The organism is Rhodospira trueperi, assembly GCF_900101965.1.
GTDB lineage: Bacteria > Pseudomonadota > Alphaproteobacteria > Rhodospirillales > Rhodospirillaceae > Rhodospira > Rhodospira trueperi.
Genome location: NZ_FNAP01000020.1, coordinates 1 through 21,856 on the forward strand (window position 1 = coordinate 1; position 21,856 = coordinate 21,856).

The 21,856-nt window shown below is 68.4% G+C and carries 18 protein-coding genes; 5 read left to right on the top strand and 13 right to left on the bottom strand.

Going from position 1 to position 21,856, the window contains the following annotated elements:
- The first annotated feature begins 450 nt into the window (after positions 1-450).
- Complete coding sequence (locus tag BLS85_RS17075; RefSeq protein WP_092787953.1) at positions 451-882, top strand: CBS domain-containing protein; 432 nt, start codon at positions 451-453, stop codon at positions 880-882.
- A 58-nt stretch (positions 883-940) separates the two neighbouring features.
- Here BLS85_RS17075 and BLS85_RS17080 read toward each other — a convergent pair whose 3' ends face one another.
- From BLS85_RS17080 to BLS85_RS17100, 5 genes are all read right to left on the bottom strand, one after another.
- On the bottom strand, positions 941-3,211 hold the full coding sequence (locus tag BLS85_RS17080) for a calcium-binding protein (protein WP_092787954.1): 2,271 nt from the start codon (positions 3,209-3,211) through the stop codon (positions 941-943).
- Between the two features lie 294 nt (positions 3,212-3,505).
- Positions 3,506-3,787 carry a hypothetical protein gene (locus BLS85_RS17085; RefSeq protein ID WP_092787955.1) on the bottom strand — a complete coding sequence of 94 codons (282 nt, stop codon included), beginning with the start codon at positions 3,785-3,787 and terminating at the stop codon, positions 3,506-3,508.
- A 51-nt stretch (positions 3,788-3,838) separates the two neighbouring features.
- A complete protein-coding gene (locus tag BLS85_RS17090) occupies positions 3,839-5,194 on the bottom strand; it encodes an HlyD family type I secretion periplasmic adaptor subunit (protein WP_176793865.1) in 1,356 nt (451 codons plus the stop codon).
- 22 nt (positions 5,195-5,216) lie between these two features.
- Complete coding sequence (locus BLS85_RS17095) at positions 5,217-7,433, bottom strand: peptidase domain-containing ABC transporter (protein WP_092787957.1); 2,217 nt, start codon at positions 7,431-7,433, stop codon at positions 5,217-5,219.
- Positions 7,430-9,202 carry a peptidase domain-containing ABC transporter gene (locus BLS85_RS17100; RefSeq protein ID WP_176793867.1) on the bottom strand — a complete coding sequence of 591 codons (1,773 nt, stop codon included), beginning with the start codon at positions 9,200-9,202 and terminating at the stop codon, positions 7,430-7,432. Before BLS85_RS17100 ends, BLS85_RS17095 begins: the two co-directional genes overlap by 4 nt.
- A gap of 360 nt (positions 9,203-9,562) precedes the next feature.
- Between BLS85_RS17100 and BLS85_RS17105 the strand changes: the two genes are divergently transcribed.
- A complete protein-coding gene (locus BLS85_RS17105; RefSeq protein ID WP_092787959.1) occupies positions 9,563-10,498 on the top strand; it encodes a DUF1848 domain-containing protein in 936 nt (311 codons plus the stop codon).
- 663 nt (positions 10,499-11,161) lie between these two features.
- Positions 11,162-11,407 carry a hypothetical protein gene (locus tag BLS85_RS17110; protein WP_092787960.1) on the top strand — a complete coding sequence of 82 codons (246 nt, stop codon included), beginning with the start codon at positions 11,162-11,164 and terminating at the stop codon, positions 11,405-11,407.
- Positions 11,408-11,465: 58 nt separating this feature from the next.
- Here the strand turns inward: BLS85_RS17110 and BLS85_RS17115 are convergent, their stop codons facing one another.
- Positions 11,466-12,488: an ABC transporter ATP-binding protein gene (locus tag BLS85_RS17115; RefSeq protein ID WP_245699277.1), complete on the bottom strand. Its 1,023-nt coding sequence runs from the start codon at positions 12,486-12,488 to the stop codon at positions 11,466-11,468.
- The gene (locus BLS85_RS17120) at positions 12,485-13,465 is read right to left on the bottom strand and encodes an ABC transporter ATP-binding protein (RefSeq protein WP_092787961.1); all 981 of its coding nucleotides are present in this window, start codon (positions 13,463-13,465) and stop codon (positions 12,485-12,487) included. Before BLS85_RS17120 ends, BLS85_RS17115 begins: the two co-directional genes overlap by 4 nt.
- Positions 13,466-13,677: 212 nt before the next feature.
- Here BLS85_RS17120 and BLS85_RS17125 point away from each other — a divergent pair, with 212 nt between their 5' ends.
- Positions 13,678-14,379, top strand: a complete 702-nt coding sequence (locus BLS85_RS17125) for a DUF4336 domain-containing protein (protein WP_092787962.1) — start codon at positions 13,678-13,680, stop codon at positions 14,377-14,379.
- A 31-nt stretch (positions 14,380-14,410) separates the two neighbouring features.
- Here the strand turns inward: BLS85_RS17125 and BLS85_RS17130 are convergent, their stop codons facing one another.
- Complete coding sequence (locus BLS85_RS17130) at positions 14,411-15,844, bottom strand: amidase (protein WP_092787963.1); 1,434 nt, start codon at positions 15,842-15,844, stop codon at positions 14,411-14,413.
- 79 nt (positions 15,845-15,923) lie between these two features.
- A complete protein-coding gene (locus BLS85_RS17135; RefSeq protein ID WP_092787964.1) occupies positions 15,924-16,727 on the bottom strand; it encodes an alpha/beta fold hydrolase in 804 nt (267 codons plus the stop codon).
- Between the two features lie 101 nt (positions 16,728-16,828).
- On the opposite strand from BLS85_RS17135, the gene BLS85_RS17140 reads away from it, so the two are divergent.
- On the top strand, positions 16,829-17,419 hold the full coding sequence (locus BLS85_RS17140) for a CGNR zinc finger domain-containing protein (protein WP_092787965.1): 591 nt from the start codon (positions 16,829-16,831) through the stop codon (positions 17,417-17,419).
- A 21-nt stretch (positions 17,420-17,440) separates the two neighbouring features.
- On the opposite strand, the gene BLS85_RS17145 is transcribed toward BLS85_RS17140, so the two are convergent.
- The 4 genes from BLS85_RS17145 to BLS85_RS17160 all read right to left on the bottom strand — a co-directional run bounded on the left by BLS85_RS17145 (position 17,441) and on the right by BLS85_RS17160 (position 21,816).
- Positions 17,441-18,226: a cyclic nucleotide-binding domain-containing protein gene (locus tag BLS85_RS17145; RefSeq protein ID WP_092787966.1), complete on the bottom strand. Its 786-nt coding sequence runs from the start codon at positions 18,224-18,226 to the stop codon at positions 17,441-17,443.
- A gap of 133 nt (positions 18,227-18,359) precedes the next feature.
- Positions 18,360-18,530, bottom strand: coding sequence for a cbb3-type cytochrome oxidase assembly protein CcoS (ccoS, locus tag BLS85_RS17150; RefSeq protein ID WP_092787967.1), 171 nt, complete (start codon positions 18,528-18,530; stop codon positions 18,360-18,362).
- On the bottom strand, positions 18,527-21,283 hold the full coding sequence (locus tag BLS85_RS17155) for a heavy metal translocating P-type ATPase metal-binding domain-containing protein (protein ID WP_092787968.1): 2,757 nt from the start codon (positions 21,281-21,283) through the stop codon (positions 18,527-18,529). The genes ccoS and BLS85_RS17155 overlap by 4 nt, the downstream gene beginning before the upstream one ends.
- 5 nt (positions 21,284-21,288) lie before the next feature.
- Positions 21,289-21,816, bottom strand: coding sequence for a FixH family protein (locus BLS85_RS17160; RefSeq protein WP_092787969.1), 528 nt, complete (start codon positions 21,814-21,816; stop codon positions 21,289-21,291).
- Positions 21,817-21,856: the final 40 nt, after the last annotated feature.

Below are 21,856 nucleotides of genomic sequence, written 5' to 3' on the forward strand. Positions count from 1 at the left end.
TGCCTCAGCTCCCGTCACCAAGATCCATCCTGGCCTGTGTCGCCGGGCTCATCTCACCCAAAGATCCAATCTGCATAGCTAACGCTAATTGAGCCAAAATATATGGGGCAATCCAGAGCGAATGATGGTGTCCTACGCCCTGGATTGCTTCACCCTCGTCTTGCGACGAGGGTTCGCAATGACAAGTCAAGATGCCGCGCGAGCGAAGAGCCGCCGCTTCGGCGGAAAGAAGTGTGAATATCATAACCCCGAAGGGGCAGGAGAACAGGCCGGCACCGGCCGCAACCGGTTTTCTCCCTCCATCCTGAGAAGTCTGCCGAGGGCGTTGGCCATTTTCTCCGATCCGTACTACCATAGTCGCAATGATCAGACTGTCGCCCTGGTCCGCTCCGAAACGCGGGCTCGCGGCTCCACGGCCATGCCGGTCAGGCGTTCAGGGGAGGCGTGAGGATGCTGCGCAAACTCGTTCCCGAGATCGTCAATACCAGTGTTTTGATCAGCGTGGCCCCGGACGCCACCGCCCGCGACGCGGCCGTGGCCATGGCAACCCACACCATCGCCGCCGTCCTGGTCATGGACGGCAAGCGGCTGGTCGGGATCATCACCGAACGAGACATCACGGCCCGCGTCGTCGCCATCGGCCGCGACCCGGCGAACACGCGCGCCGACGAGATCATGACGCCCGATCCCCATACGCTGTCGCCGGAGGCCTCCGCCAACGACGCGCTGGACCTGATGCAAACGCGGGGATTCCGGCATCTGCCCATCGTCGATGGGGACCGGGTGGTCTCCATGGTGTCGATGCGCGACCTACACCGCGCGCTGCATCAGCAGATGGTCCGAACCCTACGCGACCACGGCGGAGACGACGGCACGGCTTAACCCCCCCCCAGCCCCTCCCCAATCCAGAGGCGGGGATGGAAGAGCCTTCCGTCCGACATTACCCCGTTCCGTACAGGTCAATATCCTCCGGAATGTCGGCGTCCGACATGGCCTGGAAGTCAACGAGTTCGGTGCTTTCCAGGGTCTCCCCGTCCTCGAATTCAAAGGCCTCGACATCGGTCACGACATCGGTTCCGTCGGCCCCGTCGACAAGCCAGCCGTTTCCATCCTCCGTCTGCGTGAAGGTGTAGTCCGCCGCGCTGCCGGAGAAGAAGGCGATGTCATAGCCTTCGCCGCCGTTCAGAACGTCGTCTCCGGCGCCGCCGGTCAGGATGTCATTGCCATCGCCGCCGGTCAGGGTATCGTCGCCGGCGCCGCCCTTGAGGTCGGCCGAGTGGGTGCGACCATCGACGGTCACAACGTCATCGCCCGCGCCGGCGTCCACGTCGACCCGGGTATGGCCCTTGTCGCCGGTCACGGTCACGATGTCGTCGCCGTCGCCGGTCTCGACGGTGAAGGTGTTGTCCCAGCCCGGCCCGTTGGTGTCGGCGTCGATGTTTACGACATCGTCTCCGTCACCGGTCTCGACGGCGCCGCGCTTGGCGCCGGTGATGGTCACGTCGCTGTCGCCACCGTCACCCAAGCGGACCTCCGCATGGACGAAGTTGTCGACGCTGACATCGGCGCCGCCGTCACCCTCGGCCAGCACGCTCTTGGCCTTGTTCCACGTGTCGACACCGATGGAAGTTTCCCCGTCGCCGCTGCCGTCCGTATCCGCGGTGATCTCGGCGCCCCATTGGGAATAGGTGCCGCTCTCGTCGATCTCCAGGGTCTCGTTGCCGTCGAAGGTCGGGGTGTCGGTGTTGCTGTTATCGACGGTGAAGGTGACGTCGTGTGCCTCTTCGGCGAACGTGAAATCGACCGACTTGATCAGGTAGTCCGACGCATCGTTGCCCTTGACGCCGCCGTCGGCATAGGTGCCGGCCTTGAAGACCAACTGGTCGAACGCACCGGCGCCGTCCGTCGAAATCGTGACGTCACCCTGGTGGCCGGAGTCCGCCTTGAAGGAGCCCTCGGCCACTTTCTCGCCATCGCGGTAGGCTTCCCAAAAGCCCTGCTCGCCGCCCGCCTCGTTGGCGTAGGCACGCTGGAACTGGGCCGTCGCCTCGCTGACCGGATGATCGAAGTCGATGATCAGGGCCTCGCTCTGGCCCGTATCGACGTCATAGCCAAGCTGGGCCGCCGGCCCGGACGCGTTCGACCCATCGACGCCGAGCGCGTCGCCGGACCGGGATACGTTGTCCAGGGAGGCCTCGGTCAGGGTGCCATCGCTGTTCACGTTGCGGCCGGTGACCCGGAAGCCCTGATCGGTGGCATCGTAGTTGGACACGTCAATTCGGCCGGTCTGGCCCTGGCCTTCGTCGTCAGCGCCACCGCCGGGTACCTGCTCGTCGCCCGTTTCGTCGTCAGCGCCACCGCCGGCCCCCTGCTCGCCGCCCGTTTCGTCGTCAGCGCCACCGCCGGCCCCCTGCTCGCCGCCCGTTTCGTCGTCAGCGCCACCGCCGGCCGCCTGCTCGCCGCCCGTTTCGTCGTCAGCGCCACCGCCGGGCGCCTGCTCGCCGCCTGTTTCGTCGGTAGCGCCATCGCCGCCGCCGGCTGCCTGCTCGGTGCCGGATACGCCGCCGGATGTCCCGCCCGTGCCGGTGCTGTCGGTCCCGGTCGCGGCCGTGTCGGCGCCGGCGTTGTTTTCGACGCCAGTCCGCTCCGACTCCTGCACGGGTTCCGACGCCGGCTTGGCAAAGCCCGATCGGCCGGCCCCTGCCGTGCCCTGATCTTCGGACGCCACACCGCGCATCTGCGGAGCCACCGGAACAAAACCGCCGGCCGAGCCTCCGCCGTCAAACGCGTTCGTGGTCAACCCAGGCGCCTCCGCGCCGGTATATCCGCCGCCGCTCGCCGCCGGGTCGGTCTCAGGCGCCACCCCAACACCCTGGCCCGGCAAGCGGCCTTCCGGACCGTCCACGTCCCCAAACGGGGTCGCCGGGGGCATGGTCTCCGGCCCGCGCATGCCCATTCCGCCTGACTGAGGCTCGACTTGGCCACCGGACACCCCGTCCTCACCCTGGGATGCCCGACCGGACCCGTCCGCCCGCTCCACCCCCTGGTGGATGTTTTCGTGCGACCGGGCGTCGTCGCCATCGACCGAGTTGCCGATGGCCTGCTGAAGCTCTGCGTCAGGGTCTGGACGCGCGGTCTTGTCCGCAAGCGACGTCGTGTCATCCAGAATCTGGCGATCAGAGAAGCGCGGGGTTTGGGTGTCGGTGGCCATGGTGCCCTCGTCTTCGTGATGCGCGGATCAGGTCGCGGCAAGTGAGTTCGACAACAGTTCGGAAATGTCAGACAGTCACAATTTTCTACAAATTGAATCAACGAGCTGCATTTCCGTTGATCCTTTATGGAATGAAAAGTGCCGCTCAAAAAAGCTAAAAAATGAAGACTTCCGGTTTGTCATAGTGAATTTTGTTCAAAACACTCCATAGGTCATACGTTTCCCATGCGCATCGATGCGTTCGCCTTTCAGATTCGGGTTTCGGAGCCGGCGCGAAGGCCGTTGCGTCGAGATTCAGTCGCCGCGATTGCGCCGCCGCCCGCCCGAGTCGCCGAAGTCCACGGGGTCGGACGCAAGGTCCGGCGCCACCATGGCCGTCCAGTCGCCGCCGTCCTGCAGGTCAGCGCGCCCCGCTGCTTCGCCGGTCACGGCCTCCGTCCAGCCGGTCGGCGCCTCGTCTGCTTCGGTCGTGTCGAGAAGCGCGGGATCCGTGCGCGGATCGCGCCTGCGGTCCCGCTCCGGCGTGAGCAGGCGGGCGCGGTCCTCGGTGCTCTTGGACTCCGAAGGCTCTGTCATCGCGCTGACTCCCTGGCTGGGTTGGACCGACGGGTGAGCGCCGCCGATGGATCACCGTTCCTGGAACGCCTGACTGAGCGAGATGTAGATCGGCCGCAGCATGTAGGCGAGAATGGTCTTCTCTCCCGTCACAATGCTGGCGTCCACGGTCATTCCGGGCAGGATCGGGTTGCGACCCTGGGTCTCGCCCACGTAGTTCCGGCTGAGTTCGATCACGCCCTTGTAATAGGGCTGTCCGGTCTGCGCATCCAGGAAGGTGGTCGGCGAAAGCTCCGCCAGAACGCCCTCGACCGATCCGTAGCGCGCGAAGTCATAGGCCGACAGCTTGACACGCACCGTCTGTCCCTCGTGGACATGCCCGACATCGCGGGGATCGATGCGGCAGTCCACGATCAGGCGGTCGTCGATGGGGACGATGGTCATGAGTTCGTCGCCCGGCTGCAGCACGGCGCCGGACGTGCGCACCTTCACGTCCTGCACCAGCCCCCGGGTCGGCGCCGTCACCTCCAGGCGGTTCAGGCGATCCGCCCCCGCCGTGATGGTTTGCATGACCTCGCTGATCTCGGCGTTGACCTCACCGACCTCGTCCAGAGCCTCGCGCCGGCGGGTGGCATCGAGTTGGGCCAGCCGGCTGACCAGTTCCTTGCGGCTCTGGTCATTCAACGCAAGCTGATTGGTCAGTTCCGTGATCTCGCCGTTCATGCGTTCAAGCTCGGCCTCGACCTCCAGGAAGGTCACGCGCGAGCCCAACCCTTCCACCATCAGTTCGCGGCGCATCTCACGCTGTTCGCCGACCAGTTCGACCTGCCGCCGCAGCGAGGTGATCTTGTTCTCAAGCAGCGTCATCTCGCCATCCAGGCTGGCCAGCTGATCGCGCAACACCTGCTGTTCGGCCGCCTGCTCCTCTCTTTGGAGGTCAAGAACCCGGCGCTGATCGGCGGCAAGGTCGGCGTACTGCAAGCCGGCGAACGAGAAGTCGGGTTCGCGCTCGTCGGCGAAGGCACGCAGGCGCTCCGCCTTCAGGCGCAGACTGACCAAACGCGTACGCAGGGTTTCCACGTCCGAGCGCGCCGCGACCGGATCGAGCCGGGCGAGCACCTGTCCGACCTCAACGGTCTGGCCCTTGTCCACCAGAACCTCGCGCAGAATGCCGCCTTCCTTGTGTTGGACGACCTGGAGGTTGGTCGACGGCACGACGGTGCCGGGGGCAGAGGCGACCTCCTTGACCGTGGTCGCCGCCGCCCAGGCGATGATCGCGGCGACCAACAGACTGATCGTCAGCAGTCCGAGGCGGATCAGGGCGGACGGTCCCGATTCCTCCAGCACGATCGACTGCGCAAGATGCCGCGCCTGGCGGCTGGCCTGGGACGGGGCCGGACGCGGCTGTGAGACGGCGGCTTTGGTCATCGGTGCCCTTCCTTTCCGGCGGTCATTTCGGAGCATCCCGAAGCCGCGCGCGCACCTCGTCGGGCGCGCCGGCCAGCCGCAGATATCCGCTCTCCATCACCAGAACCCGGTCGGCGAGATCGAAGTGGCTGGGGCGGTGAGTGATGATGAAAACGGTGGCATGGGTGCGCATCTGCCGCACCGTGTCCATGAACCGGCGGTCGCCGTCGAAATCGAGGCCATTGACCGGTTCGTCGAACAGGTAGACCGGCGCGCGCTTCAAATAGGCCCGCGCCAGATTGAGCTGTTGGCGCAACGAGGCGGTCAGAAGCTCGGACCGGCCGTCGCCGATGCGCGTGTTCAGCCCCTCGGGCAGTGCGCCCACGTCCTCCAGGGCACCGGCCTGCTGCAGGGCCCAGCGCAGATCGGCGTCGCTCGCCGTCGGCTCCACCAGACGCAGGTTCTGCGCGATGGTGCCATAGAAGAAGGTCGGCTGCTGCGGCACGTAGGCGATGGCGTGCCGCAACTCGACGGGGTCCAGTTGTCGGATGTCCTTGTCGTCGATGCGCACCGAGCCGGCTTGAATCCGGTACAGGCCGGTAATCAGCTTGAAGATGGTGGACTTGCCGGAGCCGTTCGGGCCGGTGATGACAACCACCTCGCCGGGCTCGGCCACGAAACTGACGCCGACCAGGGCGGGATCCGCGCTGGGGGTGTAGCGCAGCGAGACCCGGGAGAACGCGACGCGCCCGCGCAGCCGCCGCAACGGGTGGGCCATGGCGCTCGGCTCGCGTTCCAGGGCCAGGGTCATCAGGGTGTTGATCTGGCGGATGGAGGCGCGGATCTGCTCGAACCGCGACAGAGACATGAACACGGTCTGCATCGGCGACAGGACGCGCCAGACCAGAATCATGGACGCGATCAGCGCGCCGGCGGTCATGCCGCCACCGAGCACCCCGAACACGCCCAGCGTCATGGCCGCCACCCCCGAGACCACGACGAGAATATGCGACAGCGTCTGCACGAGGTTCTGGGCCTGCGCGGTGCGGAAGCTGGCGGTGGCCGCGCGGGCCGAGATGGCGCGGAAGCGGTTCAGCCACACGGCCTCGGCGCCGGTCTGCTTGAGCGCGCGCATCTTGGTCGTGGTTTCGACCAGGAACTCCTGCCGGCGCGACCCGGCGCGCGCCGATTCCGTCACATTGCGCCGCACCACGGGGATCATCACCAGCCCCAGGAGAAGGAAACCGATCAGGGTGAACAGCGGCACCACGGCGATCCAGCCGCCCAGAATGGCCAGAACGATCACCGACACGATCATGAACGGCATTTCAAGGAAAGTGCTGGCCAGGGGACCGGTGAAGAACTCGCGCACCGACTCGAAGTCCTTGATGCGCGCCACCTGGGCGCCGATGGTGGCGCGCTCAGTAAACGACGGCGGCAGGTACAGAATGCGCTGGAACACGGCGTTGCCGACGATGGCGTCCAGCCGCCCGCCGACATAGGCCAGCATGCGCGCCCGCACCCCCCGCAACAGGGTATCGAAGCCAATGGCGATGCCGACGCCGACGGCGAACCAGCCCAGGGTGTCCAGGGCGCGCGCGCCCACGACTTTGTCATAAACGCCCATGACGAACAGGGGCGTGGCCAGCGCCAGAAGGTTCAGGATGGCGGTGATGGCCAGCATGCGCCACACCAAACCCCGGAAGCGCCGGGCCATCATCGAGAACCAACCGGCCCTCTGTCGCGCCGCCGCGCCCTGGTCCTCGCCCTCCAATGGCGTGAAGAAATAGGCGGTGCCGCCGCGCTTGGGACGCGACACCGGCCCCTCGGTCCCGGTGCCGCCGTCATAGGCGGTCACGGTGCCGTTCTCGATGGCCTGCACGACCATGGCGGCCCCCCGATGGGGCACGAACAGGCACGGCAGCAGGCGCGGATCGATGCGATTCAAGCGCACGCGCTCCGGCCGGCTGGAATAGTTCAGGTTGGCCATGGTGTTGCGCAGGCCGGTGATGTCGAGATCATCGGCGAAATGCGGCAGCGCCTCGGCCACGTGGCGCGGGTCACCCATCCAGTGCAGCGCGCGCAGCAACGGCACCAGACACGACGCCAGATCACTGCCGGCGGCGAAGCCGCCCAGCGCATCCAGGGTCAGCCGGGACAGCCTGGCGTGGTCGGCCCGGCGGGCCCACCCCGACGCCTTGGCAGCGTCCGGGGTCTCAGACGCGGAGGATTCCGGAGAGCGGGGCGCGGCCTGGGTCATGACGCGGTCCCTCCCTCAACGGAGCGAACCGGTACCGGCCCGCCTGTCCCCGCCGGGCGTGGCGTCAAGGTGCCGGCGCCGAGATCGTACACCTGATCGGCCATCCGCAGCAGCGACGGCCGGTGCGTCACCAGGACCAGGGTGCACTCGCCCTTCAGCGCCTCCAGCACCGCCCTCATGTCGGCATCACCGGCGCTATCGATGCCGGTGTTGGCCTCGTCGAACAGCACCACCCGGGGACGCGGCAGCAGGGCGCGGGCCACGGCGATGCGCTGGCGGATGCCGCGCGGCAACGTCTCACCCGCACTGTCGCCGACGATGGTGTCGTACCCCATCGGCAGACTGGCGATGATCGGCCCCAGCCCGAGCGCCTCGGCCTGGACGACGGCCGCCTCGCCCTTGCGGGCGTCGAACATGGTGATGTTGTCCAGGATGGACCCCCGGAACAACTCGCCAAGCTGCGGCAGATAGGCGATGTGCCGCTTGAGCCGATGCGGGTCATAGGTATCGAGCGGCACCCCATCCAACAGGATTTGGCCCGTCGCGGGCTTGAGCGCACCGCTCATCAGCGCGAGCAGGGTGGTCTTGCCGGAACCGTTGTCCCCGGAGATGCCGACGCATTCCCCCGGCGGCACCACGATGTTGAGATCGCGCAGCAGGGGCGGCCCGCCCTCGGCGAACCCGAACGCCACATCGCGCAGTTCAAGCCGGCCCTCGACGGCCTCGGGTTCGGGAAGACCGGGCTCGCTCTCGGGCTCCATCTCGAACACGGCGTGCAGGCGGCGCCGGGCCAGACGCACGGTCTGGAACCGCGTCCAGACGCCCAGCGCGCGCTGGATCGGTTGCAGGGAGCGCCCGGCCAGCAGGGTGCAGGCGGCCAGCGCGCCGACGCTCATGCCCTCGGCGACCACGATGGCGCTGCCCGCGCCGACGGTGGCGGCCATGGCGGCCTGTGAGAAGAAGGTCCCCAGCCCCATGGCCGTGGCGCTGGCCCGGGTGACCTCCTGGTTGGCGGCGCCGCTGCTTTCCTGAAGGCGTTCATAGCGGCGCATCATCTGCGCCTCCATGGCCATGGCCTTGAGGGTGTGGGCGCCCCCCAGCACCTCGATGATGAAGTTGACGCGCCGGTCGTCCACCGCCATGCGCCGGGCGATGGCGTCGCGCAGGCGTCCGCCCAGCGCCACCGCGAGGATGGCGAACACCGCCAGCAGCCCCAGCGGCACCAACACCAGCCAGCCGCCCAGCAACCAGATCACACCCAGATAGATCAGCGCGAAGGGCAGGTCCAACAGCGACAGCAGGGCCTGCCCGGCGTAGAAATCCTTGACGCTGGACAAGGCGCCCAGGCGTTCCAGATGAACACCGCTGCCCTCGCGCTCGAAGTCCTGAACCGGCGCCTCCAGAAGACGGCGCAGGGCGGCAACGCCGGTGTTGTGCTCGAAACGGGCGCCGACCCAGCCGGTCATGTAGGACCGACCCAGCTTCAACAGAGCCTCCAGCACCAGCGCGCCGCCGATGCCGAACACAAGCAGGGCGAAGGTGCTCAGGGCCTCGTTGGGAATGATGCGGTCGTAGACCTGAAGCAGAACCAGCGGCAGCATCAGCGTCAGCAGGTTCATGAACAGGCTGATGACGACCAGTTCAGGCAGAACCTGGCCCAGGGTGGAATAGTGCCGGGGCTTGTCCCGCCGCCGCCGGTGGCCGCGCGAGGCGGGCTGTTGGCGCGGTCGCGCGGGTGGAGCGGCCGTTGTCGTCTGCTGTGCTTCCATGGTTCCGGACATCGCTTCCCAGTCGCGTTCGGGCAAGCGCCGCGCCCCCGCCCCCGCCAGATCGCGCGCACGCAAACAATCCCGCTGATTGGCGACGATCGACCCTCCCACTGTCGCCGGAAATCGTTAAAACTTGGCAAACCAAGCAAGGAACCCAAATGAAAGATAAGTGTCCGGAACGTCGTTTCTATTTCCTATTGTATATGGAATCCAGGCGGCAATGTCGCCTCCATTGGTGGTGCCATCAGGGTCCGCACCCATGCTATTGCATACATCGCCCAAACGCCGTACAGCGGTACCCGCACCCGCACCCCGATCCGTCCGTGACTGGCCCACCCCTTCGTTACATCGAGCGATATCTTGATCGTCTCCGCCAGCTACCGCACCGACATTCCGGCCTTCTATGCCCGCTGGTTCCTGGAGCGGTTGGCGGCGGGGGAGGCGTGGGTGGTCAATCCCTACGGCGGGCCGCCGTCGCGGGTGTCGCTGGCCCCGGGGGCGGTGGACGGCTGGGTGTTCTGGACCCGCAACCCGCTGCCGTTCATGGGGGCGCTTCAGGCCGTGGCGGATTGGGGCGAGCCCTTCGTCATGCAGATGACGGTGCTCGGCTATCCCCGGGCGCTGGACGTCTCCGTCATCCCGCCCGAACGAGCACTCGCCGCCATGCGCGAAGTGCGCGACCGGTACGGCCCGAAGGCCGTGGTCTGGCGCCACGACCCCATCGTCTTCAGCGACCTGACGCCGGCCGCGTGGCACCGCGAAACCTTCGCCCGCCACGCCCGGGCGCTGCGCGGCGTGGTGGACGAGGTGGTGGTGTCGGTGATGCAGGTGTACGCGAAAAGCCGCCGCACCCTGGACCAGCGGGCGGCGCGGCACGGCTTCGCGTGGCGCGACCCGCCGGACGACGAGAAGCGGGCGCTGCTCGACGATCTGGCCTCCATCGCGGCCGGGGAGGGGCTGCGGTTCTCGCTGTGCGGACAGGAGGGCCTGCGCGCCGGCCTGCCGGGAGTGGAGGCGGCGGCCTGCATCGACGCGGCGCGGCTGTCGGCGATCGCCGGCCGGCCCATCGCCGCGCGGCCCAAGCCGCACCGGACGTGCGCCTGCGCCGAAAGCCGCGACATCGGCGCCTATGACACTTGCCCGCACGGCTGCGCCTACTGCTATGCCGTGCGCAACCAGGACCTCGCCAAGCGGCGCCACGCCGAGCACGACCCGGCGGCGCCGTTCCTGGACCGGAGGACACAGCCGCCGCTCCCGCCCGCGCCCGAGACGGAGACCCAAGGGCGCCTGTTGTAAGCCGGGCCTGTATTCAGGTCAGCCCTGGGGGCATCGCATGACCTCTGTACGGGCCGCGTGTCGCGCTTGGCGTATGATCCGATCCTTCAAGGACAAGCGATCGGCCGCGTTCGCCCGGGGCCATCCGGTCCCGGCGTTTCAGTCGGTCGCTCACCAGGTCATACGAAGTCGGTTTAATCCGTTCCGGTTCGGTGAGCGCTGGCCGTCTCCTCCCCCCTTCGGAGGAGGTTGGGAGGGGGGCGGAGCGCCGGGCGCGGGGCCGGTACCGACCTGACAGTTCGACATTAGTACAAATGGTCCGTCGCGGAATGGGGGGTGGCGGCATGGATCCGTTCGGACGGAGGTGGTTTGCATACTGGACCTTTGCATGGCAGGCATGACGAGCCATCGCTGGATCGCATATCGGGTGCGTCCCATGTTTTCGACGACGGGACCTTATCGACGTCTCCCGTCGTCGTTGGGCAGGCCGCGACGGAACCGACTCCCTTCGGACGTCCGTTTTGTCAGACGAAACTGCCGGATCATCAAATGCTTAAGGCCACATCACACAGACACGTCAGGGCCAAGCGTCGGGTCCAATTTCACGTGAACGGCTCGATTTAACGGCCGGAGACAGGCCCGGGAGGACCGTCCGCCAGCAACCGGAAATGACTGGATTCAGACATGATTGCGCTTTTGGATTGCATCGCGTTGAGCGGCGCCATATCGGAAGAAGTGGTCGCCATCGCCATGCACGAAAACCTCCCGCCGATCCTGGCCGCCGCCCTTGCCCATCACACCCTCACACAGCCGACGGGCACGGTGGTCATTCGGGAAATGATCCTGGATGAGTACGGCCGCGCCACCGCCAAGGGAGACCTCGCGTACGCGGACCGGCTCGCCGCCCTGTTCGCCGAGGCGGACGAGTAGGGCGAACCGCATGGCATTGGGCCGGCAGCATCGGTCCAATGTCATGCGGGGTGCGGCCCTACCCCCGCCCCTCCTCCACCGCGTGGCAGGCGACCAACGCGCCGTCGTCCTGGGGCAGCGCCTTCGGCACCTCGGCCGAGCAGCGGGTGTTGGCCAGCGGACAGCGGTCATGGAACACGCACCCCGACGGCAGGTTCATGGCCGACGGCACCTCGCCGGGCAGGCCGGGCGGCTGCATCTCCTCGGTCGAGACGCGCGGAATGGCGGACAGCAGGATCCGCGTGTAGGGGTGGCGTGGGCGCGCGAACAGCGTCGCCGTCTCCGCCAGCTCGCACAGCGTGCCGAGATACATCACCCCCACGCGGCTGCCGAAATGGCGCACGACGGACAGGTCATGGGTGATGAACAGATAGGTCAGGTCGTGTTTCTCGCGCGTGTCCATCATCACGTTGAGGACCTGCGCCTGAATGGACACGTCCAGGGCCGAAATCGGCTCGTCGGCGACCACCAAATCCGGATCGACCATCATCGCCCGGGCAATCGAAATGCGCTGGCGCTGGCCGCCGGAGAACTCGTGCGGATAGCGCTGGCCCCAGCCGGGATCGTTGCCGACCGAGACCATCACCCGCTCGACCCGCTCCTTGACCTCGGCATCCGACAACGCGGGAAAGTGGAAGCGCACTGGTTCCTCCAGCGTCTGCTGGACGGTGCGGCGCGGGTTCAGCGACGCATAGGGGTTCTGAAAGATCATCTGCATGCGGCGATGAAACGGCCTGCGCGCCTTGTGCCTGAGCGCATCGATCCGCGTGCCGTCGAAGTGGATTTCGCCCTCGGTGGGGTCCAGCAGGCCCATGATGACCCGCGCCAGGGTGGACTTGCCACACCCGGACTCGCCCACCAGACAGAACGCCTCGCCGCGCCGGACGGCGATGGAGACATCGTTGAGCGCCTTCACCATCGGCCGTTCGCGTTGCAGGAAGTGCCCGCCCAGGTCGAAGTGCTTGACGATGCCCCGCGCCTCCACCAGCGGGGGGGCGGTCGCCGTGTCGGGCGTCGGTGTCGTTGCCGCGTGTCCCATCATGCCGCCGCCCCCGCGATCAAGTCATCGGCCCGCACGCACCGCACCCGGTGTCCGTCGAAATCGTCCAGCGGCGGCACGGCGGCGCGGCAGCGGTCCTGGACGAAGTCGCAGCGCGGATGGAACGCGCAGCCCTCGGGGATGGCGTTCAGCGACGGCATGCCACCCCGGATCTGGTTCAGCCGCGCGCCCGGCGTGCCCTCGCCCGGCAGCGCCGCCAAAAGGCCCCGGGTGTAGGGATGCACCGGGTCATGAACGACGCGCGCGGTCTGCCCGGTCTCCACCACCCGGCCAGCATACAGCACCACCACCCTTTGCGTGACCTGCGAGACCACGGCGAGGTCGTGGGTGATCAGGATCAGCCCCACCCCGTGGGTTTTGCACAGGGCCAGCATCAGGCTCATGATTTCCGCCTGGATGGTGACGTCCAGCGCCGTGGTGGGTTCGTCGGCAATGATCAGCGCCGGCTCGGTCAACAGCGCGATGGCGATCACCACGCGCTGGCGCATACCGCCGGAGAGTTCGTGCGGATACGAGGCCATGCGGTTTTCCGGCGAGGGAATCTTGACCTCGCCCAGGCGGGCGATGGCGATGCGCTTCGCCTCGGCGTCGGAGATGTCACGGTGGGCCTTCAGGGTCTCGACCATCTGCGTGCCGATGGTCAGAACCGGGTTCAGCGTCATCATCGGATCCTGAAAGATCATGCTGATCCGGTTGCCGCGCACCGACCGCATCTGCTGGCGGTTCAGCTTGGTCAGGTCCCGACCCTCGAAGGTGATGGAGCCCCCGCCGATCCGCCCCGGGCGGCTGAGCAGGTTCAGAATGGCGAACGCGGCCACGGACTTGCCGGCGCCGGATTCGCCGACAATGCCCAGGCGCTCGCCCTTGTCCACGGTGAAGCTGACGGAATCGACCGCCGTCAGGGTGCCGTGCCGGGTGGGGAACTCGACCACCAGATCACGCACGTCCAGCAGAGGCATTCAGGAAAGTCCTTCGTGGTTTCGGCCGGAAAGTGGCCCCGGACCGTGCCCGGGATCTCTTTGGATATTGGGTCGCCACGCTCCCCCAGAACCTCGCGGAATGCAATATCCTGATTCGCGGGACCAGATCCGTTCGCCGCTCGACCCCCGATGCGCCAGCCGTTACCGTTCCGATGCTGTGAGGCAGTCGCCCAAAAAAGGAGAAAACGCACATGGTTCTGGAGCCAATCGACCGCGACATCTGGATGGTGGACGGCTCCATCGTCAGCTTCTACGGGCTCCCCTATCCCACCCGCGCCGTCATCGTGCGGTTGCCGGACGGCGGGCTGTGGGTGTGGTCGCCGGTGGCGCTGACCGATCCGCTGCGGGCCGCTCTACAGGACCGGGGGCCGGTGACCCACCTCGTCAGCCCCAACGCGCTGCACCACCTGTGGCTGGCCGACTGGACGGCGGCATGGCCGCAGGCCACGCTCTGGGGTCCGCAATCGTTGATCCGCAAGCGCCCCGACCTGACCTTCGCCCCGGCCCTGGAGGACGCACCGCCGCCGGCCTGGGCCGACATCATCGATCAGGTCTGGCTGCGCGCCTCCCCACTGCTGGACGAGATCGTCTTTTTTCACCGGCCCTCGCGCACCGCGCTGATCACCGACTACTCCCAGGCCTTCACCGAGTCGTTCCTTGAGGCACACTGGAAGCCCTGGCAACGCTGGCTCATCCGTCTGGCGCGGATGACCGAGGGCCATGGTCGCGCGCCCCTCGAACTGCGCCTGACCACGCTGAACCGGCGGCGCGCGCGCGACAGCATCCGCCGCGTTCTCGACTGGAACCCGGAGCGCGTCGTGCGCGCGCACGGTACCTGTCCGATGCGAGATGGCCGCGCCGACCTGGAGCGCGCGTTCGCGTGGGTTCTGTAACGCCCCGACCCTCTGCTTTGGGTTGCTCAGGTCAGCAAACCCCAACCATGCGGGGCGTCACGATCCCCGCCGCTCTCCCCAACAGCCCCTCCAGCAGCGCCGCGAAGGAGACCAGCGCCGCCTCGGCACGCGGCGGGGCCATCAACTGCAGCCCCACCGGCAGCCCGGCCGCCGTGGTGCCGCACGGAATCGAGATCACCGGACATCCGGTCAGGGTCAGGGTGTAGGTGATGCCCAGCCAGTCCACGTAAGTGTCGAGCGCATGGTCGCCAACGGCCTTGACGTACCGCTGTTCGACGGGAAACGGCGGCACCATTGTGGTCGGGCAGGCGAGCAGGTCATGGGTTTCGAAGAACGCGGCCACGCGCGCCGACAGCGCCGCGCGCCCGCGCTTCGCCGTCGAGAGGGTGCCCTGGGTCTGGGCCATGCCTCGCTCGATGTTCCACACCACCTCCGGCTTCAGGCGGTCGCGGTGGGGCTCCAACAGCGGACCCAGGGTGGTGACGAAGGCCTCTGCCCGCAGGGCGTGGAACATCTCCGGGGCTCTCGAAAAATCGGGGCAGGCGTCGTCGACCGCCACCCCCGCGTCCTCGTACCGGCGCACGGCGGCGGCGCAGACGGCGACGATCTCCGGGTCCACGGGCCACAGCCCCAGGTCGGGGCTCCAGCCGACGCGGCGCGGCGCCTGGGGACGTTCGGCGGCGGCGAGGAACGCCGTCTCCGGCGCCGGCAGCGCCAGCGGATCGGTCGGTGCCGCGCCGGCCATGGCATCCAGCAACAGGGCGCAGTCGGCCACGTCGCGGGCCATGGGACCTCCGACCGCCAGCGGGTCCCACGGATCGGCGGTGGGGCCACGCGCCACCCGGCCGGGGCTGGGCCGCAGCCCGACCACCCCACAGAACGCCGCCGGAATGCGCAGCGAGCCGCCCATGTCGGACCCGGTCGCCAGCCACGCCATGCCGGTGGCCAGCGCCACCGCCGACCCGCCGGATGAGCCGCCACAGGTCAGGCGTGTGTCATGCGGATTCCGCGTTGCCCCGAAGACCTCGTTGAAGGTGTTGCCGCCGGCCGCCCATTCCGGCGTGTTGGTCTTGCCCAGGATCACGCCGCCGCGCCGTTCCAGCGTTTCGACCAGCACATCGGAGCGATCCGGCACATGGTCGGCGAACAGCGACGAGCCGTAGGTGGTCCGCACCCCGGCGACGTCCGTCATGTCCTTGATGAGCACCGGCAGCCCGGCCAGCCAGCCCGGCCCGGCCACGTCCATACCGGCCGGATCGTCCAAGAGCCGGCGGGCGGCGGCACGGGCGCGGTCCTCGCACAGCGTCGGAACGGCCTTCACGGCGCCATCGACGGCCGCGTGGCGGGCCATCGCGGAGTCGATCACCTCCGGCGGCGACACCTCGCCACGCTTCAGCAGGGTCACCACCTGCCGCGCGGACAGACGGATGAGATCGTCGGACATGAGAGCCTCCGGGGCCAAGCGAGCACGCAGCCCGCATCGTGCCGCACCCTTCGGCCCCTGTCACCACCGGCCCCTCCGGTCATCCCAAGACAGCCGCCACGACGGCCTCGGGGGCATCCTCCTGCACGATATGGCCAGCCCCAGGAACCCGGGTGAAGCTGCGCGCGTTCAGCAGCCCGGCGAGCTGTTCGCCCTGCGCCACGGGGATGAAGGTGTCCCGCTCGCCCCACACCAGATCGACCGGGCAGGCCGTGGCGCCGTAGCGCGGCATCAACTCCTCGATGCAGCGAATGTCGGACTGAGCGATCTGCCGGTAGAACGCCGCCTGACCGACCTCGCCGCGCCACGGCGCCGCGTAGGTCTGAAAGGCTTCCTCGTGCAGGGGACGCGCCGCCGCCTGTTGGGCGTAGGCGCGGAACAGGGCCTCGTGGGCATAGGCGGGCATGCCGGCGAAGGCGGCCTCGTGGTCCCGCACATGTGCGAAGAAGGGCGATCCGGAGGGCAGCACGGCCACCGCGTCCATCAGGATCAGGCGCGCATACCGCAGACCGTGCAGGAAATAGCCGCGCAGCGCGGCCAGGCCGCCGAAGTCGTGCCCCACCACCGTCGGCCGCTCCAGGCCCCAGTGCTCGAACAGCGCCGCCAGAAGGTCCCCCTGGACGCCCGGGGAGACGTCCTGGCCGTCGAACTTCTCCGACTGGCCGCAGCCGATCATGTCGAAGTAGTAGACGGCGTGGTGCCGAGCCAGCCAGGGGACGACCGCACGCCACGCCTGTGCCGACCAGGGAAAGCCGTGGATCAGGACGATCGGGTCGCCCTCGCCCAGGCATCCCCAGGCGACGGACTGGCCGTTGTGATGGAACGTGTGATCGAGCGGCAGCATGTGGCGGTCCTCCGTGAAACCTGTTATTATGCGTTTTCAGGTTACGGGCCCGATGATCCCGCTTCAACCCCTTTTGTGCAAAATAACGGTTACAGGTGCGTATGCAGAGCTGGGAACTTCACGGGCTGATCGGCGGGCATGTGGTGCTGGACTTCGTCAACACCATCAACGACGAACTCAAGACGCGGGACCGCAACGCGCTGCCAGACTGGCCCGCCGCGCTCGCCTGGGCGGAGCTTGCCGGCGTGCTGGACGATGCGGAGCGGGCGTGTCTGGGCGCACCGCGTCCGGACGAAGACACAGACCGGGAGCTTGGCGCCCTGATCGCGTTTCGGGAGTCGTTGTGGCGGGTGCTGAGCGCCGTCGCCGCGGACCGGGCCCCGGAAGGCGCGGATCTGGACGCCGTGGCCGGAACGGTGCGGTGGGGCCTGGATCAGGCCACGCTCGCGTCCTCGGACCGGGCGTTCCGGTGGACGGTCCCGGTGGAGTCGGCCGGCGTGGCCACGGTGCGCGCCCGGCTGGCGGTGGCGGTGGCCGAGTTTCTGGAGCGTGGCGACCTCGGGCGGTTGCGCGAGTGCGGCCGCTGCACCGGCCTGTACCTCGATCACGGACGCGGCAGCGGGCGCCGCTGGTGCATCATGGAGGTCTGCGGCAACCGCGCCAAGGCGGAACGGTTCCGGAAGAAGCGGTGAGAGAGGTGGCGCGTCTGTGCCTTACACCTCCGCCGATCCGTCAGCAATGGCGCGCAGGGCGTCGGGCTGGCGGATGCTGACGGAGCTGGGATTCGGCAGGTCGATCAGCCCCTGGCGCTTGAACCAGGTCATGGCGCGGCTGACGGTCTCGACGGTCAGGCCGATGTGATCGGCGATGTCCGTCCGTCCCATCGGCAGTGCCAGCGGCGACCAAGGATCGCCGCGCCGCCGCGCCCGCTCGGCCAGTCCGAGCAGGAAGGTCGCCACCCGCTCGCGCGCGGTCTTGCGCCCCAGCAGCAGCACATGGTCATGGAAGTACGCCAACTTGGCGGTCATGCGGCCCATGATGCGGTGCTGCACCTCCGGCGCGGTTTCCGCCAGTTCGTTCAACCGCCGCATGGGTAGGCGGCACACACCCACCGGCGTGATAGCCTCGGCCGAGTAGGCGTAGGTGCCGTCGAGGCAGAACCCGAACATGTCGCCGCGAAAGAAAAAGCCGGTGATCTGTCGGCGTCCGTCGGGCATCAGCTTGTAAACCTTCAGAGCACCGGACACGACACTGTAGACGGCGGCGCCGGGATCGCCCTCGCGGAACAGCGTGTCATGCGGCTCGAAACGCTGGGTGCACTGAACCCGGGACAGCCGCGAGACGATGCGGGCCGCGAAGCCGTCGCAGAAGGCCAGGGCGCCCAGGTCGCAGTGACCGCAGGGGCCGCGCGCGACCTCGGCCGGGCGGGGGCACGCGACGGCGGAGGCGCCATCGGCGGGCAGGGTTTCGCGCAGGGGTACGACGGAGGAACGGGGCATGATCGGGTCTCCCAGTCGCCGAACCCCCCTCCATCACGGTTCGGCCATCTTGATGCAGATCAACGTATATCAACGCCCTCTGATATGCCAAGCCCTCTTTGGACGCGTCGCCGGGTTCGGTCGGTCGCCTGTCCTACGGTTTGGCGGGCGGGCCGTCATTCCCGTCCTCGTCGTCGAACAGAATCCGGTGCGCCGCGCCGTCCAGGTCGTCGAACTGGCCACTGCGCAGCGCCCACAGGAACGCCGCCAGACCCGCCAGCCCGAGCAGCAGCGCCATGGGAATCAGGAACAGCAGGGCGTTCATGGGCGGGACTTCCGGGTCCGGGTCAGACGCATTGCATTGGTGGTGACCACCAGGGACGAGGTACTCATGGCCACGGCGGCGATCAAGGGGGTCACCAGCCCGGCCAGGGCCAGGGGCACCGTCACGGCGTTGTACAGCAGCGCCAGCGCCAGATTCTGCCGAACCAGCCGGTCGGCGCGGTGCGCGGTCTCCAGAGCCTGAAGCACGGGCGCCAGCCGGTCGCCCTGGAACACCAGGTCGGCGGCGGTCTGGCTGATGTCGATGGCGCTGGCCGGAGAGGCCGAGACATGCGCGGCGGCCAGCGCCGGCGCGTCGTTCAGTCCGTCGCCCACCATCAGCACCCGCCGACCCTGGTCGCGCAGCGCCGCCAGCCGGGCCAGCTTGTCGCCGGGGGCGCAGCCGCCCCGCCATGTCTCGATTCCGGCGTCCGCCGCCACCCGGGCGACCGTCTCCGGGCGGTCGCCGGACAGCAATTCCACCGCCAGCCCCCGGGCCTTGAGCGCATCCACCACCTCGGCGGCGTCGGGACGCAGAGGATCGGCGAACCTGAAGCGCACCGGCGCCCGATCCCCCACCCGCAGCCACAGTTCGGGACCAAGAAACCCCGCCCCAACCCTCCCCATTTCCTGGGGAGGGAGTTCGGCCGGTGTCCGCCGCTCGGACTCCTCGTCCGTGGAATCTATTGGATTCGCACAACTCTTGTTTTGGTCGTCATTGCCAGGAGCGAAGCGACGAAGCAATCCAGGGCGGATATCGCGCTTCTCGCCCTGGATTGCTTCGCCCGCGTCAATGGACGCGGGCTCGCAATGACGGATCATACCACTGCCGGAACTGCGGTCTCTGGCTCGGTCAGCTAAGGAGTGTGAACTCGATAGCCCCATGGACCGGGGGCGGTTGGGAGGAGTTTCAAGCGCTGGGCGCCGTCCACTGGATGTGGTCCCCAGGGTGCCCCCGACGCCCGGCTTCGCGACTCCACAGAACGCCGCCGAACCCAGCCGCGTCGGGCCTTCCGGGTCGTCCCAGGATAGCCCCTCTCCCGGGTGTTCGCGGACACCGGATACCGCCGGAGCGGCGGGACACGCGCCGGCCAGGGCGCGGGCCAGCGGATGGCGGCTGCTCGCCGCGCCTCCGGCGGCGCGGCGCAGGTCGTCGTCCGTCCACTCCGCCGCGTCGCTCTCCAGGGTCGGGCGCCCCAGCGTCAGGGTGCCGGTCTTGTCGAACACCACGGTGTCGGCCTCGGTCAGGCGTTCCAGCGCCGTGGCCGCCTTCAGGAACGTGCCGGCCTTCAGCAGGCGGCCGCTGGCGATCACCTGCACCACCGGGACGGCCAGCGCCAGCGCGCACGGGCAGGTGATGATGAGCACCGCCGCCGCGATCAGCAGCGCCTCCTGCCACGCCAGCCCCCCGACCAGCCACCAGCCCAGGAACGCCGACAGGGCCAGCGCATGCACCACGGGCGCATACAGCCGCGCCACCCGGTCGGCCAGCGCCACCATGCGGGCGCGGCCCTGCTCGGCCACCTCCATCATGCGCACGATCTCGGCCAGCAGGGTGCGCTCGCCCACCGCGTCCACCCGCACATGCAGCGGCGCCGACAGGTTCAGCGTACCGGCGAAGACGCGGTCCCCCGGGCCGGCGCGGGCCGGCATGGTCTCGCCGGTGATGAGGCTGACATCCAGATCGCTCAGCCCCTCGGACACGGCGCCGTCCACGCCGACGCGCTCGCCGACCGCGACCAGCACCGTCCCGCCCACCGGCACCTCGGCCGGCCGCACCGAGCGGATGCGGCCGTCCGGCTCGATCAGGGTGACCGGCGCCCCACCCAGAGCCAGCAGCCGCCCGGCCGCCGAGCGCGCCCGGCCACGCGCCCGGCTGTCCAGGAAACGGCCGATCAGCAGGAAGAACAGCAGCATCACCGCCGCGTCGAAATAGGCGTGCGGGCCGCCGCGGGCGGTCTCCCACAGGCTCATGCCGGCGGCGAGCAGGACCGCCAGAGTGATGGGCACGTCCATGTTGGCGCGCCCGGCGCGTAGCGCGGTCACGGCCGAGCGGGCGAAGGGCCGGATGCCGTAGCCGATGGCCGGAATGGCGATCAGCGCCGACAGCCAGTGCATCAGGTCGCGGGTGGCGGCGTCCATGTCGGCGCCGAACCACACCGAGACCGAGAACAGCATAATGTTACCGGTGGCGAATCCGGTCACCGCCATGGCCCGCAAGAGCGACCTCTCGGTGCGGTCGGTGTCGCGGTCCACGGTGGCCGGGTCATAGGGAACGAGCCGGTAGCCCACGGTCAGCACCGGGTCCAGCACCCGCCGCGCCCCCAGGTCTGGCGCCTCGCCCTCGCCCGGCTGGGGCGTCCAGCGCAGCGACAACCGGCGCGTCGTCATGTTGACGCGGGCGTGGGTCACGCCGGGCTGCATGGTCAACAGGCGCTCGATCAGCCAGACGCAAGCGGCGCAGTGCAACCCCTCCACCAGAAGCGACAGACTGACCTCACCTTGGTCCGTGGGCGTGACATGCACGGCGTAATCGGGAATGGCGTCGTCGGCGTCCGGCTTCAGCGCGCGGACGGCCGGATCCAGGCAGCGTTGGTCGTAATAGCGATCCAGACCCAGGCCGTTGACGAGCCCGAATGCAGCCTGGCAGCCGGCACAGCAGAAGCCGGGATGGCCGGCGGCGGCGGCTGTATCGGGGTCGAAGGGATCGCCGCAGTGCCGACACGCACCGTCCGTGTCCGGGTCGGGCGCAGCCAAGACGGCTACTCCACCAGCAGCCGGCGGCGCAGCCGAAAGACGTCCTCGCCCCGGCGGGCGCTGACCACCACATCCCACTGTCCGGGCTTGGCGAACGTCAGGCGGGTTTCATAGAGGCCCGGCCCAACCGCCCGCAGGGGCAGCGTCTGGTCCAGGCCCTGTTCGGTCGGACGGCGGACCGTGGCGGTTAGACTGAGACCGTCGAGCGGGCCCCCCTCGGCTCCCCGGCCATCGGCGCGCAGGGTGGCGACTCGGGAAAGGCCGTCGGGCTCCAGAGCTTCGACGGCGGCGAGATCCAGATCCCAGGTCCATCCCAGGGCGGCCTGAGCCTCTTCCTCGGCAACCCGATCGTTGTAGGCCAGTCCCTCGACATAGGCCTGTTTGGTGGACAGTCCGGAGAAACTGGATAGCGCGAAATACAGCATGGCGCCGTTCGCGGCCAGCACGACCGCGAACCCGGCCACAAACGTATAGGGAATCCACCAGCCGCGCTGGCGGTGCGCGTTTTCCGCCTGGGGCGGTGTCCTGCTCATCGGCCGACCGACTTCATGATGAGCGTCCCGTCATCGTCAC

Coding starts and splice junctions, on each gene's coding strand:
- BLS85_RS17085 (WP_092787955.1), bottom strand. CDS start 3,787: ATGACAGAGCCTTCGGAGTCCAAGAGCACCGAGGACCGCGCCCGCCTG.
- BLS85_RS17125 (WP_092787962.1), top strand. CDS start 13,678: ATGGTTCTGGAGCCAATCGACCGCGACATCTGGATGGTGGACGGCTCC.
- BLS85_RS17140 (WP_092787965.1), top strand. CDS start 16,829: ATGCAGAGCTGGGAACTTCACGGGCTGATCGGCGGGCATGTGGTGCTG.
- BLS85_RS17075 (WP_092787953.1), top strand. CDS start 451: ATGCTGCGCAAACTCGTTCCCGAGATCGTCAATACCAGTGTTTTGATC.
- BLS85_RS17160 (WP_092787969.1), bottom strand. CDS start 21,816: ATGAGCAGGACACCGCCCCAGGCGGAAAACGCGCACCGCCAGCGCGGC.
- BLS85_RS17135 (WP_092787964.1), bottom strand. CDS start 16,727: ATGCTGCCGCTCGATCACACGTTCCATCACAACGGCCAGTCCGTCGCC.
- BLS85_RS17120 (WP_092787961.1), bottom strand. CDS start 13,465: ATGCCTCTGCTGGACGTGCGTGATCTGGTGGTCGAGTTCCCCACCCGG.
- BLS85_RS17110 (WP_092787960.1), top strand. CDS start 11,162: ATGATTGCGCTTTTGGATTGCATCGCGTTGAGCGGCGCCATATCGGAA.
- BLS85_RS17130 (WP_092787963.1), bottom strand. CDS start 15,844: ATGTCCGACGATCTCATCCGTCTGTCCGCGCGGCAGGTGGTGACCCTG.
- BLS85_RS17095 (WP_092787957.1), bottom strand. CDS start 7,433: ATGACCCAGGCCGCGCCCCGCTCTCCGGAATCCTCCGCGTCTGAGACC.
- BLS85_RS17090 (WP_176793865.1), bottom strand. CDS start 5,194: ATGACCAAAGCCGCCGTCTCACAGCCGCGTCCGGCCCCGTCCCAGGCC.
- BLS85_RS17080 (WP_092787954.1), bottom strand. CDS start 3,211: ATGGCCACCGACACCCAAACCCCGCGCTTCTCTGATCGCCAGATTCTG.
- BLS85_RS17115 (WP_245699277.1), bottom strand. CDS start 12,488: ATGATGGGACACGCGGCAACGACACCGACGCCCGACACGGCGACCGCC.
- BLS85_RS17100 (WP_176793867.1), bottom strand. CDS start 9,202: ATGGAAGCACAGCAGACGACAACGGCCGCTCCACCCGCGCGACCGCGC.
- BLS85_RS17145 (WP_092787966.1), bottom strand. CDS start 18,226: ATGCCCCGTTCCTCCGTCGTACCCCTGCGCGAAACCCTGCCCGCCGAT.
- ccoS (WP_092787967.1), bottom strand. CDS start 18,530: ATGAACGCCCTGCTGTTCCTGATTCCCATGGCGCTGCTGCTCGGGCTG.